Below are 15,320 nucleotides of genomic sequence, written 5' to 3'. Positions count from 1 at the left end.
CGACCATCATGCCCGATGACCCGGAGCCGTCGCTTTCCGATTCCGTTCCCGGCCTGCTTCCCTGGCAGGTGTGTTTCCTTTTTTTCATTCTGGGCATTCCGGCCTTGCGATTTCCGGTTCCCTGTCTTGGAGCTGGCTGCGTGCTGTGGCTTGCGGATCGGACCTTGCGCGGTCCGGGCCTCAAGCCGTGGTTCGTGGCATTCTGCTTTCTGGCCGGAATCGGATACGGCTGGGCCCGTGCGCCACAGATTCCCGAGGACATGCCCGACTGGATGCGGGAGCGGGAAAAGGTGCTTGTGCATGGTGTGGTGGATGAGGTCGTGCCCAATACCGGGGCGCGGCTGCGTGTCATTCTTCGCGACGTGACGTGCGAAATGCGGGGAGGCGAGGGCGAAGCCTTGCCGGGACGACTGGTCTGGAACTGGCGGTTCCCGGCGTACGATCCATGCCCGGGTCAGCGTGTTCAGGTCTGGTTGCGCGTGCTTCCCGTGCACGGACTCGGCAATCCCGGGCAGTGGGATTACGAATGGTACTGGGCTCGGCAGAACGTGTTCTGGCGATCATGGGCCACTGGGAAAAACGTGAATGCGCAATGGGGAGAGCGTCCGGATGATGCCTTCTGGAAACTCAAGGCCGGATTGCGGCGGGCCGTGGAAGATCATGTGCCGAAGACGCCGGGAGGTGGCGTCGTGCTGGCTCTGGTCTCCGGGGATCGGCATCTGGTCGGGGCGAACGCCATGGATCTGGCCCGGAGCGCCGGGCTTTCCCATGTGTTGGCCCTGTCAGGGCTGCATGTTGGGTTCGTGGCCATGATCGGGCTCGGGCTGGCGCATGTGCTTTGTCTTGTCCGGCCCGGGCTGATGTTGCGCATTCCCCGGCCCAGACTGGCCGTGCTGCTGGCCGCGCCTCTGGTGTTGGCCTATGCATGGCTGGGCCAGCCTTCCCCGAGTCTTTTGCGTGCCGCATGCATGTATGCGGCATGGGGCGTGCTTCTGTTCATGGGCAGGCCTCGGGTGCTGCTGGACGGACTGTTCTTCGCTTTGGCCTGCATCGTGATCCGGTCCCCGTTGTCCGTATTCGATCTTGGCTTGCAGATGTCGGCCGTGGCTGTTGCCGGAATCGTGCTGCTGTATCCGCTCGTGTCCCCCCTGTTCCGTTTTTCCGGCGGAATGATTCGTGTCGGAATATCCCGCGCATTGGGCATTCTCGGAGTGAGCATGTGTGCGAATCTGGCCCTGTTGCCACTGCTGAGTTGGTATTTCGGTCAACTTGCTCCCAATGTGCTGTTCAATCTGGTCTGGCTGCCCGTGATCGGGTTCTGGGTCATGCCGTTGGGCCTGCTGGGCATGGTTTTGGCTCCGTTTTCAGCAACGCAGGCCATGAGTGCATGGCTGTTCAAGGGGGCAGGGGTGGCTGTTGACCTGTTGCTGACGTTGGTCGGTCGCGCCGGAGAGGCCGGGGCAACGCCTCTGGTTGCGGTGCTGCGGCCATGGTGGCCGGAAATGCTCGGGGGGGCAGTGCTGCTTTGCGTGGTGATTGCCTGTCGGGGGGCGGGATGTACGGCAGTGCCTCGGACTGGTCGGGATGGGGGTGGTCCTGCTCGCCGTGCCCCATGTTCTGGTAATGGTCGAGGATGCCCGCGATGTCGTGTCTCTGGAAGTGCTCGACGTGGGGCAGGCGCAGGCGTGTATTGTTTCCCTGCCCGGCGGGCATCGCTGGCTCGTGGATGGGGGCGGGCCGGGCAGCCGGTATTTCGATGTGGGACAGGCTGTTGTCGGAGCGCGGCTTGCCTGGGGCAGGCCGCCTCGTCTGGACGGCGTTATTCTGTCGCATGGCGATGCCGATCATAGCGGCGGGTTGCCTTGGGTGACAGGCATGTTTTCCGTGGGGCGTTTCCTGTTTTCCGGTGACATGCCGGGTGGCAGGACCGGCGAGCGACTTGCCCGGGCTCTGGAGCAGGGCAACGTGACGCAGGAAGTTGTTGCGGCTGGAGACAGGGTCGACATCGGTCATGGTGCCGTGTTTCAGGTGCTGCATCCGGCACGGAATTTTGGATGTCATGATGCGAATGAGCGTTCCCTTGTGCTGCGTCTGGTGCGGAATGGACATGGATTGGTTCTGTTGCCCGGGGACGTGGAACAGGTCGGGATACGTGCGCTGCTGGCCTCCGGGTGCGGGATGGAATCCGATGTCCTGATTCTGCCGCACCATGGGAGCGGATCGAGTCTGAATCGGGATTTTCTGGTTGAAGTCGCTCCGAATGTCGCGTTGTGTTCCTGCGGGTATCTGAATCGATTCGGTTTTCCTGCCGAGGAAGTGGTGCGGACCTGTGCGAATCTCGATATTCCCTTGCACGTCACCTCGGGAGAGGGGGGCGTGATTGCCGTCTGGGAGGGAAAGGATTCCGGGGTGCGGGTCGTTTCCGGGACTGGATGTATCACGCATCTGAACAGTTTCCTTGATCGTTTTTCTCTGTTAGAACAGGTGCAGAGTTCCTGGGACGACCTGTTTTCCCGCAAACCCGACTCGTGAACGGAATCCATGCTGGATGTAAAAAAGCGATTGCTGGCCGCCGTGGACCGTATGCCCGCCTTTCCCGAAAGCGTGCGCCATGTTCTGCGCCTGACTTCGGACGTGAATTGCTCCCAGAAGGAGCTTGTGGAGGTCATCAAGACCGACCCGGTCTTTACCCTCAAGATTCTTCGATTGGTCAATTCCGCATATTTCGGCATTTCCCGCGAGATCACTTCCATCAATCATGCCAGCGTGTATCTCGGGTTGAATACGCTCAAGAATGTGGCGGTGGGATTGGCTGCCGTGGGCGCCATTCCGAGTCGGAACGTCGCGGGTCTGGACATGGGGGCGTTCTGGCTGCATTCCCTTGCCGTGGCCGTCTGCACCCGGATGCTCGGGGAACGGCTCGGCGTGTCCCGGGACGAATCCGGCGATTATTTCGCGGCAGGTCTGCTGCATGATATCGGCAAGGTCGTGTTTGCCCTGTATCTTCCCGACGAGTTTTCCCGGGCACTGGACAAGGCCGTTGATCCGGGAACAAGCCTGCAACAGGCCGAAGCCGGGGTGTTCGGGGTGGATCATGCGGAGATCGGTGATCTTCTCGGGGAAAAATGGGCGTTGCCTCCCGAACTTCGGGATGCTGTGGCACGACATCATGCTCCCCTGAGCGGAGCGTCTTCCCAACTGGTGGACTGCGTGTTTGCGGCCAATCAGATTTGCAAGCATCTGGCATTCGGGTTTGCCGGAGATCTCGTCGTGGAGCCGTTTCCGGATGCTGTTGCCGGTCGGTTCGGCAAGAATCTTGCCGGATTGGTGGATGATCTCGACACGTTGGACGAGGAAGTGGAGCGTGCCCGTGTCTTCATCAAACTGGGGGAGGCCGGGTAATGCGATTCACCTTCTGGGGCACGCGCGGTTCCCTTGCCGCTCCCGGGCCGGATACGGTCAGGTACGGCGGCAATACAACCTGCATCGAAGTGCGCGGGGGGAATGACGAATGCATCATCCTTGACGCAGGCACCGGCATTCGTCCCCTTGGCCTTCAGCTCGCCCGATCCATGCCCGTCAACTGCCACATCTTCATCAGCCACACCCATTGGGACCATATTCAGGGATTGCCGTTTTTCGTGCCGCTTTTCGTGCCCGGCAACACTGTGGCGATGTATGGTCCGCCTGATCCCGTGACCATGGGCGGCATCGAGTCCGTGCTTTCCAGGCAGATGGAATATCCGCATTTCCCCGTGCGCGTGGCCGAGCTCAAGGCGGACATCCGCTATCGCACGCTTGCGGATCGCGAACATGTGGAAGTGGGGGGCTGTTCGGTGACGTCGCTGCTCATGAATCATCCGGCCGTGGATTACGGCATGAAGGTGGAGTGCGGCGGGCGATCCCTGTTCTTCACCGGCGACCATGAGCCGTTTTTCAATATTTACGATCCGGGCGACGAGGAGTATCAACGATATCAGGAAGTGGTCGACGAACGGTATCAGGGCATGATCGATTTCCTGACCGGGGTGGATGTACTGATCTCGGACGCCCAGTACACCGAGGAGGAATATCCAGCCAGAAGAGGGTGGGGACATTCCTCCTTTTCGCAGGCGCTGGACCTGGCTCGTCGCGCCGGAATCGGCAGGGTGTATCTGACCCACCACGAGACCACTCGTTCGGATGCGGAGCTGGACCGCGTGATGGAACGCTTGCGCAAGGAGTGGGCCGACACAGGAGTCGATGTGCACCTTGCCCGGGAAGGCGAGACGATCGAGGTCTGATTCCGTTTGTTTTTGCGGGCATATCGGCTTGATTTCGTGCGATAAACGTGCGAGCACATATCATCGGTATTTTGAGTGTTTTTGCGTAGCCGCAGGAGGGGGAAATGAAAGCGCTGATTGTTGATGACGATTTTTACAGCCGCAACATGATTCATGAAATTCTTCGTCCGTTCGCGCGGTGCGATATTGCCGTGAACGGGGAGGAGGCGATCGAGGCGTTTCGGCAGGCACTGGTGGACCGGGAACCGTACGATCTCATCTGCCTCGATCTGCTTATGCCGGAGATGGACGGGCAGGCCGCGCTTCGGGAAATCCGTTCCATTGAAAAGGAGCACGCCATCCCGCACCAGCGCGAGGCCAAGGTCATCGTGACGACCATGCTCGATGATGAAAAGGAAACGCACGATGCCTTCTTTCTGGGCGGTGCCACATCCTATCTGGTCAAGCCCATTGACGAGCCCAAACTCATGGCTGAAGTGAAAAGTCTGGGGCTTGTATAGTTTTTTGCGAGGGATTCCGAGCGGTTCAAGTTCCGGTTTTCCGTTGTCGCGCGCGGTGGCCGCGTCGCGCCGAGGTTGTTCGCACCATTTGAAGTCTGCGGCGTTTTCTAATATATTGCCCCCTTCCTGAAGACAACATCGCCCCGAAACCGGGCTTATCATATACGGGATACCCATCAATGAGCCAGATACTCGGCATCAAGTTTACGGACTACGGACAGGTCTATTATTTCTCTTCCGGACCGTTCGTGGTCAGGGAAGGCCAGAACGTCATCGTCAAGACCGATCAGGGCATGGGCCTGGGCAAGGTGGTTCTCACCCGCCAGGCGCCCAGGGAGGACGAGACCGGAGAGGGCCACAAGGCCATCTATCGGCTGGCCAACGACAAGGACATGGAGGCTGTGACCGAAAACCGGGAGCTGTCGCGTGCTGCGTTCAAGTTCTGCCGCAAGAGCATCGAGCGGCTCGGATTGGGTATGAAGCTCGTGGACGTGGAGGTTTTTTTCGATCGCAGCAAGATGGTCTTCTTTTTTACCGCCCCTGGTCGCATCGATTTCCGCGAACTCATCAAGGACCTTGTGCGCGAATACCGGACCCGCATCGAATTGCGACAGATCGGCGTTCGGCACGAAACCCAGATGCTCGGGGCCATTGGCAACTGCGGCCAGCTTTGCTGCTGCCGTCGCTTCATGCGCAAGTTTGTTCCCGTGACCATCAAAATGGCCAAGGAACAAAATCTTTTTCTCAATCCTACCAAGATATCGGGTATTTGCGGTCGACTGCTCTGTTGCCTCAGCTTTGAGCAGGAATCGTACGAGGAGTTTCATCGCCAGAGTCCCAAGGTGGGGAAGAAGTACACGACCTCCCTTGGCCGCGTGAAAGTGATCCGTTCCAATTTGTTCAAGAAAAACATTACCTTGCTTGTTGAAGGCAATGAGGAGCGGGAAGTATCCGTTGACGAATGGGCTGAAATCGTGAACAAACCGCCCAGCGAGGAAGCACTTGAACGCGGAGCCAGATCGGCTCGCTCCCGGGGAGGACGCGCACCGTCCAAGCCAGCCCGTTCCACTTCCGCCGCCTCGAAGCCTGCTCCGCGGGCACCGTCCGATTCCTCGGCCAAAGAGGAGTCGGCACCCCGTCCCAAGCCCAGGTCCCGTCAGGATCAGGGCGCGCAGGCAGAAGATGCGAAAGACGCAGGCAAAGCATCGGCCAAGGAGACTTCCGGCAGGTCCGGAAAATCCTCCCGCAGGCCGCGCCGCCGTCGCCGTCCTTCCAAAAAATAATTGTGTGACAGGGGTTTTGCTACCCCTGGCAAGGAGAGTGTTTTGGAAAACTTCTACATTACCACGCCCATTTACTATGTGAACGCCCGCCCTCATCTGGGCCATGCGTACACAACCATCGTCGCCGATTCCATCAGCCGGTTCCACAAGCTCATGGGCGCGGAAACCTATTTTCTCACTGGCACGGACGAACACGGCGACAAGATCGTGCAGGCGGCCGAAGCCAACAATCAGTCTCCCCAGGAGTACGTGGACACCATCAGCGGTCTTTTCCGCAACCTCTGGCCCGACATGGGCATCTCCAACAACGACTTCATCCGCACGACCGAGCCCAGGCACGTGAAGGTGGTTCAGGAGATTCTGCAGAAGGTCTACGACAAGGGCGACATCTATTTCGGCGAATACGGCGGGCACTACTGCTTCGGCTGCGAACGGTTCTATACCGAAAAGGAACTGGTGGACGGCCTGTGCCCGGACCATCTGACCAAGCCCGAATACATTTCCGAGAAGAACTACTTCTTCAAGATGTCCAAGTATCAGGGATGGCTGCGGGAGCACATCCTGAAGAATCCCGATTTCATCCGTCCCGAGCGCTACCGCAACGAGGTCCTGAGCCTGCTGGAATCCGGCGCTCTGGAGGACCTGTGCATCTCCCGGCCCAAGTCTCGCCTGACATGGGGAATCGAGCTGCCGTTCGACAAGGACTACGTCACGTATGTCTGGTTCGATGCGCTCATCAACTATCTGACGGCGCTGGAATATCCCGAGGGCGACAAGTTCGGCAAGTTCTGGCCCGTTGCCAATCATATCGTTGCCAAGGACATCCTCAAGCCGCATGCCATTTTCTGGCCGACCATGCTCAAGGCGGCCGAGATCGAGCCGTACCAGCACCTCAACGTGCACGGATACTGGCTCATCAAGGACACCAAGATGTCCAAGTCTCTGGGCAATGTGGTCGAGCCGCTCAAGATGAAGGACACCTATGGCATGAATGCCTTCAGGTATTTCCTGCTCAGGGAGATGTCCTTTGGACAGGATTCCAGTTTTTCCGAGGAAGCCCTTGTGGGCCGATTGAATGCCGATCTGGCCAATGATCTCGGCAATCTGTTCAACCGCACTCTGGCCATGACCCACAAGTATTTTGGCGGCAATGTTCCAGCTCCGGAAGTCGAGGACGTGATCGACGCCGAGATAAAGAAGCTGGGGCAGGACGCCATGCAGTCCTTTCAGGACAATTTTGCGCAGTTCAAGTTCTCGCGGGCTCTGGAAGGGCTGTGGGAACTGGTGCGTGGCCTGAACAAGTACATCGACGCCAGCGCACCATGGACCCTGTTCAAGGAAAAGAACATGGACCGGTTGTCCACGGTCATCTACGTGCTGCTGGAAAACATGCGCAAGATCGCCTTGCACGTCTGGCCGGTCATGCCGGATGCCAGCGAACAGATGCTGGAACAGCTTGGTCTGTCCTTTGACGTGAACAAGTACAATCTGGCCAAGGAACTTGATGTCTGGGGCCTTCTGGAATCCGGTTCCGTGGTGGCGAAGACGTCGAACCTGTTTCCGCGTGTGGAGCTGCCCGAGCCCAAGCCCGAGGCTCCCAAGGCGAAAAAGCAGGAAAAGGCCAAAAAGGCCAAGAAGAACGAATCCGCTGAAGCCGGTCCAACCTATGCCGAATTCGAGGATTTCACCAAGCTCGATCTGCGTGTGGGCACGGTGCTGGACGTGGAGCCGCATCCGGATGCGGACCGTCTGCTTCTGGTACGTGTCGATCTCGGCGAAGCCGAGCCGCGTCAGGTTGTGGCAGGCATCGCGGAATTCTTCAAGCCCGAGGAACTCAAGGGCAAGCAGGTGGTGCTGGTCGCCAATCTCAAGCCCCGCAAGATTCGCAAGCAGCTTTCGCAGGGCATGATTCTGGCCGTGAAGTCCGGCGACGGACTGCAACTGCTCACCACCACCCAGCCTGTGGAACCCGGCAGCAAGGCCAGCTAGCAGGTTGTCCTTGAACGGCGATCTGCTGGTGCAGCGATCTGCCCGGCGGATTCGACTATGCTGATCGAAAATGAGAAGGCCCGGCGCAATGCCGGGCCTTTTTTCATGCGTGATTGCGGAGCTTGAGTTCCAGCGGATGCGGATTCAGGTAATGCTGGGCCGCAAGGTATTCGTTGCCGTATTTGCGGACAAAATGGTTGAGCAGGGTGACGGGCACGATGAGCGGAACAAGGCCGTCCTTGTAGTTGGCGATGATTTCCAGCAACTCCAGTTTTTCGTCGCCTGAAAGCTGCTTTTTGAAATGGCCCATGATGTGCTGGAGCACGTCCGCGTGTTTTTTGGGTGTGGTCTTGAGGGTGAGGGTTCTGGTCAGGACCGTGAGGTACTTGTCCAGCAGGGCGGGCAGTCCAAGCCGTTTGCCTTCGGCCACGAGTTTTCCGAGTTCGCGGTAGGATTGCACGTCGTGGGATCGGATCAGCATCTTGTGGCGGGTGTGGAAATCCACCAGTCCGCCCATGGTCGGACCGTCCGTCAGCATGTCGCGCCAGCGTCTGAACACGAAGACGCGTTCAATGAAGTTCTCCCGCAGCCGGGGATCGTGCAGCCGGCCGTCGTCCTCGATGGGGAGCAGGGGAAAGCGGTCCATGAACATGCGGGCAAAGAAGCCCACGCCGCTGTAACTGACGGGCTGACCACCCTCCTCCGGATAGACCTTGATTCTGAATGGGCCGCTGGACGGGGATTTTGCCTTGAAGATGAATCCGCACAGGTTTTGCTTTTCCAAATCGTCCAAGGTCTGTTTGCCCCATGCCCGCATGCGCGAACTCCAGTCCTCGCCGGATTTTCGGCCCACGATGCGGGGATTCTCCGGATCACCGACCAGTCGAACCGGTTCGCGGGGAATGGGCATGCCGCATCCTACTTCCGGGCACGCGGGAATGAATTCGAAATAATTGCCGAGTGTTTCGGTGATGTACTTGTCGAGTGCGCCGACGCCGTTCCAGCGGACCGGTTCGCCGAGCAGGCAGGCGCTTGCGCCGATCTTGATGAAGTTGCTCATTGCCTCCTCCCGTATTTTGCCGAATGCTATCATTGGCGGAGAGTCGGAAACAAGTCGGATGTGGATGTTTTCGTCAGGCTTTGGCGCACTGCCTGTGGCAGCACGGGCAGGGCGGGATTTCATTGGAGTCTGCGTCAACGGCCAGAATCTTTTCCGCAAGGCCGCAACAGAGCACGAGGTCCGCGCCGCGAACCCGAACCCGGCAGCCGGTGGGACCGCCACCAAGTACGGTTGCCGGACAGCCCGGAGTGAGGCCCAGAGCCAGCATTCTGGATCTGGCGCCGCGGCCTCCGTCTATTCCGGCAATCCTCACTTCGGAGCCGGTGGGAAACTTTGTCAAGGGTTTCTGCATGTTGTTCATCCTTCCCTGTTGGGTGCAATTGAAAATAAGTTTCAACTTCTTGGTTGTCAATGCTTTCCCGCACGCCAATGTTCTTCAAGAGGGGAGAGTTGTGGTCCTGTGGAGAAAATATCCGGGTTGCGCCCTTGCCCATCCGTGGTATGGTGAAGCATGAACGACTGGAAAGGCCGGTTCTTCCGGCATGGAGTGATGCCTCTTTGTGCCGTGCTTTTCGGCTTCACGCTGCTTGTGCTTCTTTCCTGCTCGGGCGCCATGGCCGGGAGCAAAGCGAAAAAGGTGCTCATTGTCGGCGATGATGCATACCCGCCTTATTCCTATGTGGAGCATGGCGAGCCCAAGGGCATTTACGTGGACATTCTCCGGCGCATCTTCGAACGGATGGCGGGGTATGATGTGACCATGCGGCTGATGCCGTACAAACGGGCCATGGACATGGCGCGACGTGGTGAGGCTTTCGGCGTGTTTCCCCCGTACTACAAACCCCGGATGCGTCCGTATCTCGGAACGTATTCCGACCCCATACTGCGCGAGGAAGTGGTGGTTATCTGCCACTGGTCGGTTCTGTCCCGGGAAAGACCGAAGTTTCCCGAGGACTACAAGGGATTGCGCTTCGGAAACAACCTCGGATTCGTGATCGGCGGGGACGATTTCTGGCACGCAGTGCGGGATCGCATCATCGATCTGGAGGAGGTGCGGGGCACGGAAACCAACCTGCGCAAACTCGTGAATGGCCGTCTGGATTGCTACATAAATGATCGGCTGGCCATTCTTGCGACCCTGAAACGCATGGAGGCGGAAGGGACGATCGCCAATGCCGATGCCCTGATCAAGGAAGCGTACGTGGTTTCCGGGCAATACGCGCATCTTGCCTTTTCCGGCCATGTGGACTGCACGGATTTCGTGGCGAAATTCAACCGGGAACTGGCAGGAATGCGGGCTTCCGGCGAACTGGATGAAATCGTCAGAGCGCATACGGAATGATGGCCTGTTTCTGTCTGTTCCCGGTATTGAACCGTCAATCATAGCCGTTGCCTTTCCTGCCATAACCCGTTATGAAGTCTGCTTGCCTGGCGGGTGGCGGCGTTACCTGGCCGGGCGGAAGAGCGATCCGTTTTTCCCGCCCAGAAAAAATGCCGTAACTTCAACCCAATCCATTACATGCCCAAACGCGAAGACCTGAAGAAGATCATGCTCATCGGGTCCGGTCCGATTGTTATCGGCCAGGCCTGCGAGTTCGACTACTCCGGCACCCAGGCCCTCAAGGCCCTCAAGGAAGAGGGATACGAGGTCATTCTGGTGAATTCCAATCCCGCCTCGATCATGACCGATCCCGAATTGGCGGACCGAACCTATATTGAACCCATCGAGCCGGAAGCCGTCGCGCGAATCATCGAGAAAGAGCGTCCGGATGCGCTGCTTCCCACCCTTGGCGGCCAGACGGGCCTGAACACGGCTCTGGCCGTGGCCGAAATGGGTGTGCTGGAAAAATGCGGCGTGGAGCTCATCGGCGCGGACATCCCGGTCATCAACAAGGCCGAGAGCCGCGAGGAATTTCGTCAGGCCATGGAAAACATCGGCCTGTCCGTGCCTCAGTCCGGCATTGCCAGGAACATGGACGAGGTGCGCGAGTGGGGCAGGAAAATTCCGTTCCCCATCATTGTCCGGCCCGCGTACACTCTGGGCGGCGCGGGCGGTGGCGTTGCCTACAACATGGAAGATCTCGAGGACATCTGCGCCAATGGTCTGGCTCTGTCCATGAAGCACGAGATCATGCTCGAACGCTCCATTCTGGGGTGGAAGGAGTACGAGCTCGAGGTGATGCGCGATCGAAAGGACAATTGCGTCATCATCTGTTCCATCGAGAATCTCGACCCCATGGGCGTGCATACCGGTGACTCCATCACGGTTGCCCCGGCCCAGACCCTGACCGACGACGAATACCAGAAGATGCGCAACGCCTCGCTGGCCATCATGCGGGAGATCGGCGTGGAAACCGGCGGCAGCAACGTGCAGTTCGCCATCAATCCCGAAAACGGCGAGATGATCGTCATCGAGATGAATCCGCGCGTGTCCCGTTCCTCGGCTCTGGCCTCCAAGGCCACGGGATTTCCCATTGCCAAGATCGCGGCCAAGCTCGCCGTGGGCTATACGCTGGACGAAATTCCCAATGACATCACCCGCGAGACCATGGCCTCCTTCGAACCGGCCATCGATTACTGCGTGGTCAAGATTCCGCGTTTTACCTTTGAAAAGTTTCCGGGCACCGAAGACTATCTGACCACGGCCATGAAGTCCGTGGGCGAGACCATGGCCATCGGCCGGACCTTCAAGGAAGCCCTGCAAAAGGGATTGCGCTCTCTGGAAACCGGGCATCCCGGTCTGGGCAAGCATTTCGAGACATGCGACCAGGACAGGGAAGAAGTGCTGCGTCTGCTGCGCCGTCCCAATTCCCAGCGGCTTTTCGCCCTGCGCAACGCGCTTCGGTGCGGCATGAATCTGGAAGAGGTGCACGAGGCCACCAGCATCGACCCGTGGTTCCTGCGCCAGATCAAGGATATCGTGGACCTTGAGCACGAACTGATCGAGTTCGGCTTCAAGGAAGGGGTGTCCGCCGAGAATCCGGCCATGAAGGAAACCCTGCTCAAGGCCAAGCAGTTCGGGTATTCCGATCCCCAGCTTGCCGCCATGTGGCGGACCAGCGAGGACGCGATTCGCGCTCTGCGCAAGGAGCTGGGCGTGGAGCCCACCTTCTATCTGGTGGACACCTGCGCAGCCGAGTTCGAGGCCTATACTCCATATTACTATTCCACCTACGAGACCGGAGTGGAAGCATCCCGGGACGAGTGCAAAAAGGTCATGATTCTGGGCGGCGGTCCCAACCGTATCGGTCAGGGCATCGAGTTCGATTACTGCTGCTGCCATTCCTCGTTCACTCTCAAGGAAATGGGCGTGCAGTCCATCATGGTCAACTCCAACCCCGAGACCGTCTCCACGGACTACGACACGTCCGACAAGCTCTATTTCGAGCCGTTGACCTTCGAGGACGTGATGAACATCATCGAGTTCGAGAAGCCCGATGGCGTGATCGTCCAGTTCGGCGGACAGACTCCGCTCAATCTGGCCATCCGGCTGATGAACGCGGGCGTGCCCATGATCGGCACCTCCCCGGACGCCATCGACCGTGCCGAGGATCGCGAGCGGTTCAAGCAGTTCCTGAACAAGCTGCACCTGCGCCAGCCGCCGAACGGCACGGCCATGAGCATGGTCGAGGCCAAGGAAATCGCGGAGAAGCTGGATTTCCCTCTGGTGCTGCGTCCCTCCTACGTGCTGGGCGGCCGTGGCATGGACATCGTCTACACCATGGACGAGTTCGAGACCTATTTTCGCGAATCCGCGCGCGTGTCCCCGGAACATCCCACGCTCATCGACAAGTTTCTGGAATATGCCATCGAAGTGGATGTCGATGCCCTTGCCGACGGCGAGGACGTCTACATCGGCGGCATCATGGAACACATCGAGGAGGCCGGGATTCATTCCGGCGACTCGGCTTCGGTGCTGCCTCCGCACACACTGAGCCCGGAACTCATTCGCGAGATCGAGCGCCAGACCATTGCCATGGCTCGGGAACTCGGCGTGGTGGGCCTGATGAACGTGCAGTACGCCATCAAGGACGGCGATGTGTACATCATCGAGGTCAATCCGCGCGCCTCGCGCACCGTGCCCTACGTGAGCAAGGCTACGGGCGTACCGCTTGCCAAGCTGGCCACCCGGGTCATGCTCGGGGAAAAGCTGCGGGACCTGAAGCCCGCGTCCATGCGCAAGACCGGACACATTGCGGTCAAGGAATCCGTATTTCCGTTCAGCCGCTTCCCGAACGTGGACGTGCTGCTCGGACCCGAAATGCGTTCCACGGGCGAAGTCATGGGCATTGACAGGAGTTTCGGTCTGGCCTTCATGAAGGCGCAGCTCGGCGCCGGACAGAAGTTGCCCATGGGCGGTACGGTGTTCATCTCCGTGAACGACTGGGACAAGAACAAGGTGGTGCTCGCGGCCAGAGACCTTGAAGCCATGGGCTTCAGGATCATGTCCACGGGTGGCACGGCGGATTATTTCAAGGAAAAGGGCATCAACGTGGTCAAGGTCTTCAAGGTGCATGAGGGACAGCGTCCCCATGTGGTCGACCATATCAAGAACGGCGAGATCGATCTGGTGATCAACACGCCTTCCGGCAGGAAGACCGTGAGCGATGCCAGACTGATTCGTCAGTCCACGCTGTTGTACGGCATTCCCTACACCACCACCGTGGCCGGGGCCAAGGCAATGGTCCAGGCCATTCTCGAAATGAAGCAGGACGGGCTGCGGGTCCAGGACCTGCAGGCCTATTACGGCAACTAGCAGCGTAAACGAGAGCCACGCAATGAAAAAAGAGTACTGCGGATTGTTTGGTATCTACGGCCACAAGGAGGCCGCCAGGATGACCTATTTCGGACTGTATGCCCTCCAGCACAGAGGGCAGGAGTCCGCAGGGATCGTGACCTGGGATGGCACCAAGATTCGCGAACAGAAGGGCATGGGACTGGTCCCGGATGTGTTCAACGAACGCCATCTCGGTACCGAACTCAAAGGGAACATCGGCATGGGGCACATTCGGTATTCCACTACCGGCGCATCCCTCATCCGCAATGCCCAGCCGTTCATCGTGCGTCACGGAGACCTGCGTCTTGCCGTGGCTCACAACGGCAATCTGGTGAATACCTTCGAGCTGCGTCAGGAACTCGAGGCCGAAGGGTCCATCTTCCAGACCACCATGGACACCGAGGTGTTCGCGCACCTCATCGTCAAGAACCTCAACGGCAACACCATCGAAGACGCCATTCTCAAGGCTTGCCAGCGCATCAAGGGCGCCTACTGCATGCTGATCATGGCGAACGACAAGCTCATTGCGGTCAAGGACCCCAACGGCTTCCGTCCTCTGGCTCTCGGTCGGCTCGACAACAAGTACGTGCTGGCTTCGGAAACCTGTGCCTTCGATCTGATCGAGGCGGAATATCTGCGTCCCCTGACTCCGGGCGAAATGCTCGTCATTCAGGACGGCCAGCTCAAGTCCTACACCATGGACATTCCCAAGCAGCCCAAGCGTCAATGCATCTTCGAGCTCATCTACTTCGCGCGTCCGGATTCCTATGTGTTCGGCGACGTGGTGTACGAGCGGCGCAAGGCGTTTGGTGCGGCTCTGGCGCACGAGGCCCCGGTGGATGCCGATTTCGTGATGCCGTTTCCGGATTCCGGCAACTATGCTGCGGTCGGCTATTCGCAGGCCTCGGGCCTGCCTCTGGAACTGGCCATGATTCGGAACCATTACGTGGGCCGGACATTCATCCAGCCCTCGCAGGACATGCGCGACTTCAGCGTGCGCGTGAAGCTCAATCCCGTGAAGAGCATGATTCAGGGCAAGCGCATCGTGATCGTGGAGGATTCCATTGTCCGCGGCACAACGATTCGGACCCGGGTCAAGAAGCTTCGCGAGCTTGGCGCGCGGGAAATCCACATGCGCGTAAGCTGTCCGCCCATCAAGTTCCCGTGTTTCTACGGCATTGATTTCTCTTCCAAGGGCGAACTCATTGCGGCAAATCATCCGGTCGACGACATTGCCCGTTTTCTGGGACTGGATTCCCTGCATTACCTGACCATTCCCGGACTGGTGAATTCCGTGTCGGAAAAGGATGCATGGTGTCTGGCCTGTTTTGATGGAAACTATCCCATTGCCCCGGCCCCGGTCAGAGGCAAGGATTGCCTGGAGACGGAATACGCTCCCGGCATCATCAAGGAATATTGCTGACCGGA

Annotated in this window: 12 protein-coding genes; 10 read left to right on the top strand and 2 right to left on the bottom strand. The window is 58.9% G+C overall.

Translation table 11 applies throughout. The annotated features are described in order from the left end of the window. Positions 1-8: 8 nt before the first annotated feature. The 7 genes from MPN23_RS06700 (at position 9) to metG (ending at position 8,055) form a co-directional block, all read left to right on the top strand. The gene (locus MPN23_RS06700) at positions 9-1,850 is read left to right on the top strand and encodes a ComEC/Rec2 family competence protein (protein WP_243546925.1); all 1,842 of its coding nucleotides are present in this window, start codon (positions 9-11) and stop codon (positions 1,848-1,850) included. Beyond that, complete coding sequence (locus MPN23_RS06695; protein WP_243546924.1) at positions 1,759-2,532, top strand: ComEC/Rec2 family competence protein; 774 nt, start codon at positions 1,759-1,761, stop codon at positions 2,530-2,532. The genes MPN23_RS06700 and MPN23_RS06695 overlap by 92 nt, the downstream gene beginning before the upstream one ends. A gap of 9 nt (positions 2,533-2,541) precedes the next feature. Beyond that, positions 2,542-3,402, top strand: coding sequence for an HDOD domain-containing protein (locus MPN23_RS06690; protein ID WP_243546923.1), 861 nt, complete (start codon positions 2,542-2,544; stop codon positions 3,400-3,402). Beyond that, the gene (locus tag MPN23_RS06685) at positions 3,402-4,283 is read left to right on the top strand and encodes an MBL fold metallo-hydrolase (protein WP_243546922.1); all 882 of its coding nucleotides are present in this window, start codon (positions 3,402-3,404) and stop codon (positions 4,281-4,283) included. The genes MPN23_RS06690 and MPN23_RS06685 overlap by 1 nt, the downstream gene beginning before the upstream one ends. A gap of 104 nt (positions 4,284-4,387) precedes the next feature. Then, positions 4,388-4,783, top strand: a complete 396-nt coding sequence (locus tag MPN23_RS06680) for a response regulator (RefSeq protein ID WP_243546921.1) — start codon at positions 4,388-4,390, stop codon at positions 4,781-4,783. Positions 4,784-4,962: 179 nt separating this feature from the next. Then, positions 4,963-6,066, top strand: a complete 1,104-nt coding sequence (locus MPN23_RS06675; RefSeq protein WP_243546920.1) for a PSP1 domain-containing protein — start codon at positions 4,963-4,965, stop codon at positions 6,064-6,066. A 42-nt stretch (positions 6,067-6,108) separates the two neighbouring features. Further along, positions 6,109-8,055, top strand: a complete 1,947-nt coding sequence (gene metG, locus MPN23_RS06670; RefSeq protein WP_243546919.1) for a methionine--tRNA ligase — start codon at positions 6,109-6,111, stop codon at positions 8,053-8,055. A gap of 103 nt (positions 8,056-8,158) precedes the next feature. Here the strand turns inward: metG and MPN23_RS06665 are convergent, their stop codons facing one another. Continuing rightward, on the bottom strand, positions 8,159-9,115 hold the full coding sequence (locus MPN23_RS06665) for a YbgA family protein (RefSeq protein ID WP_243546918.1): 957 nt from the start codon (positions 9,113-9,115) through the stop codon (positions 8,159-8,161). 73 nt (positions 9,116-9,188) lie between these two features. Further along, positions 9,189-9,467, bottom strand: coding sequence for a FeoA family protein (locus MPN23_RS06660; protein ID WP_243546917.1), 279 nt, complete (start codon positions 9,465-9,467; stop codon positions 9,189-9,191). 159 nt (positions 9,468-9,626) lie between these two features. On the opposite strand from MPN23_RS06660, the gene MPN23_RS06655 reads away from it, so the two are divergent. The 3 genes from MPN23_RS06655 (at position 9,627) to purF (ending at position 15,315) form a co-directional block, all read left to right on the top strand. Then, complete coding sequence (locus MPN23_RS06655) at positions 9,627-10,457, top strand: substrate-binding periplasmic protein (protein ID WP_243546916.1); 831 nt, start codon at positions 9,627-9,629, stop codon at positions 10,455-10,457. A 177-nt stretch (positions 10,458-10,634) separates the two neighbouring features. Beyond that, positions 10,635-13,871, top strand: a complete 3,237-nt coding sequence (gene carB / locus MPN23_RS06650; RefSeq protein ID WP_243546915.1) for a carbamoyl-phosphate synthase large subunit — start codon at positions 10,635-10,637, stop codon at positions 13,869-13,871. A gap of 22 nt (positions 13,872-13,893) precedes the next feature. After that, complete coding sequence (gene purF, locus MPN23_RS06645) at positions 13,894-15,315, top strand: amidophosphoribosyltransferase (RefSeq protein ID WP_243546914.1); 1,422 nt, start codon at positions 13,894-13,896, stop codon at positions 15,313-15,315. Positions 15,316-15,320 lie beyond the last annotated feature (5 nt).

The sequence above is a fragment of the Pseudodesulfovibrio tunisiensis genome, from assembly GCF_022809775.1.
Classification (GTDB): Bacteria; Desulfobacterota; Desulfovibrionia; order Desulfovibrionales; family Desulfovibrionaceae; genus Pseudodesulfovibrio; species Pseudodesulfovibrio tunisiensis.
Note: the sequence above shows the minus strand (reverse complement) of the source record. Positions and strands in the feature narration are given on the sequence as shown.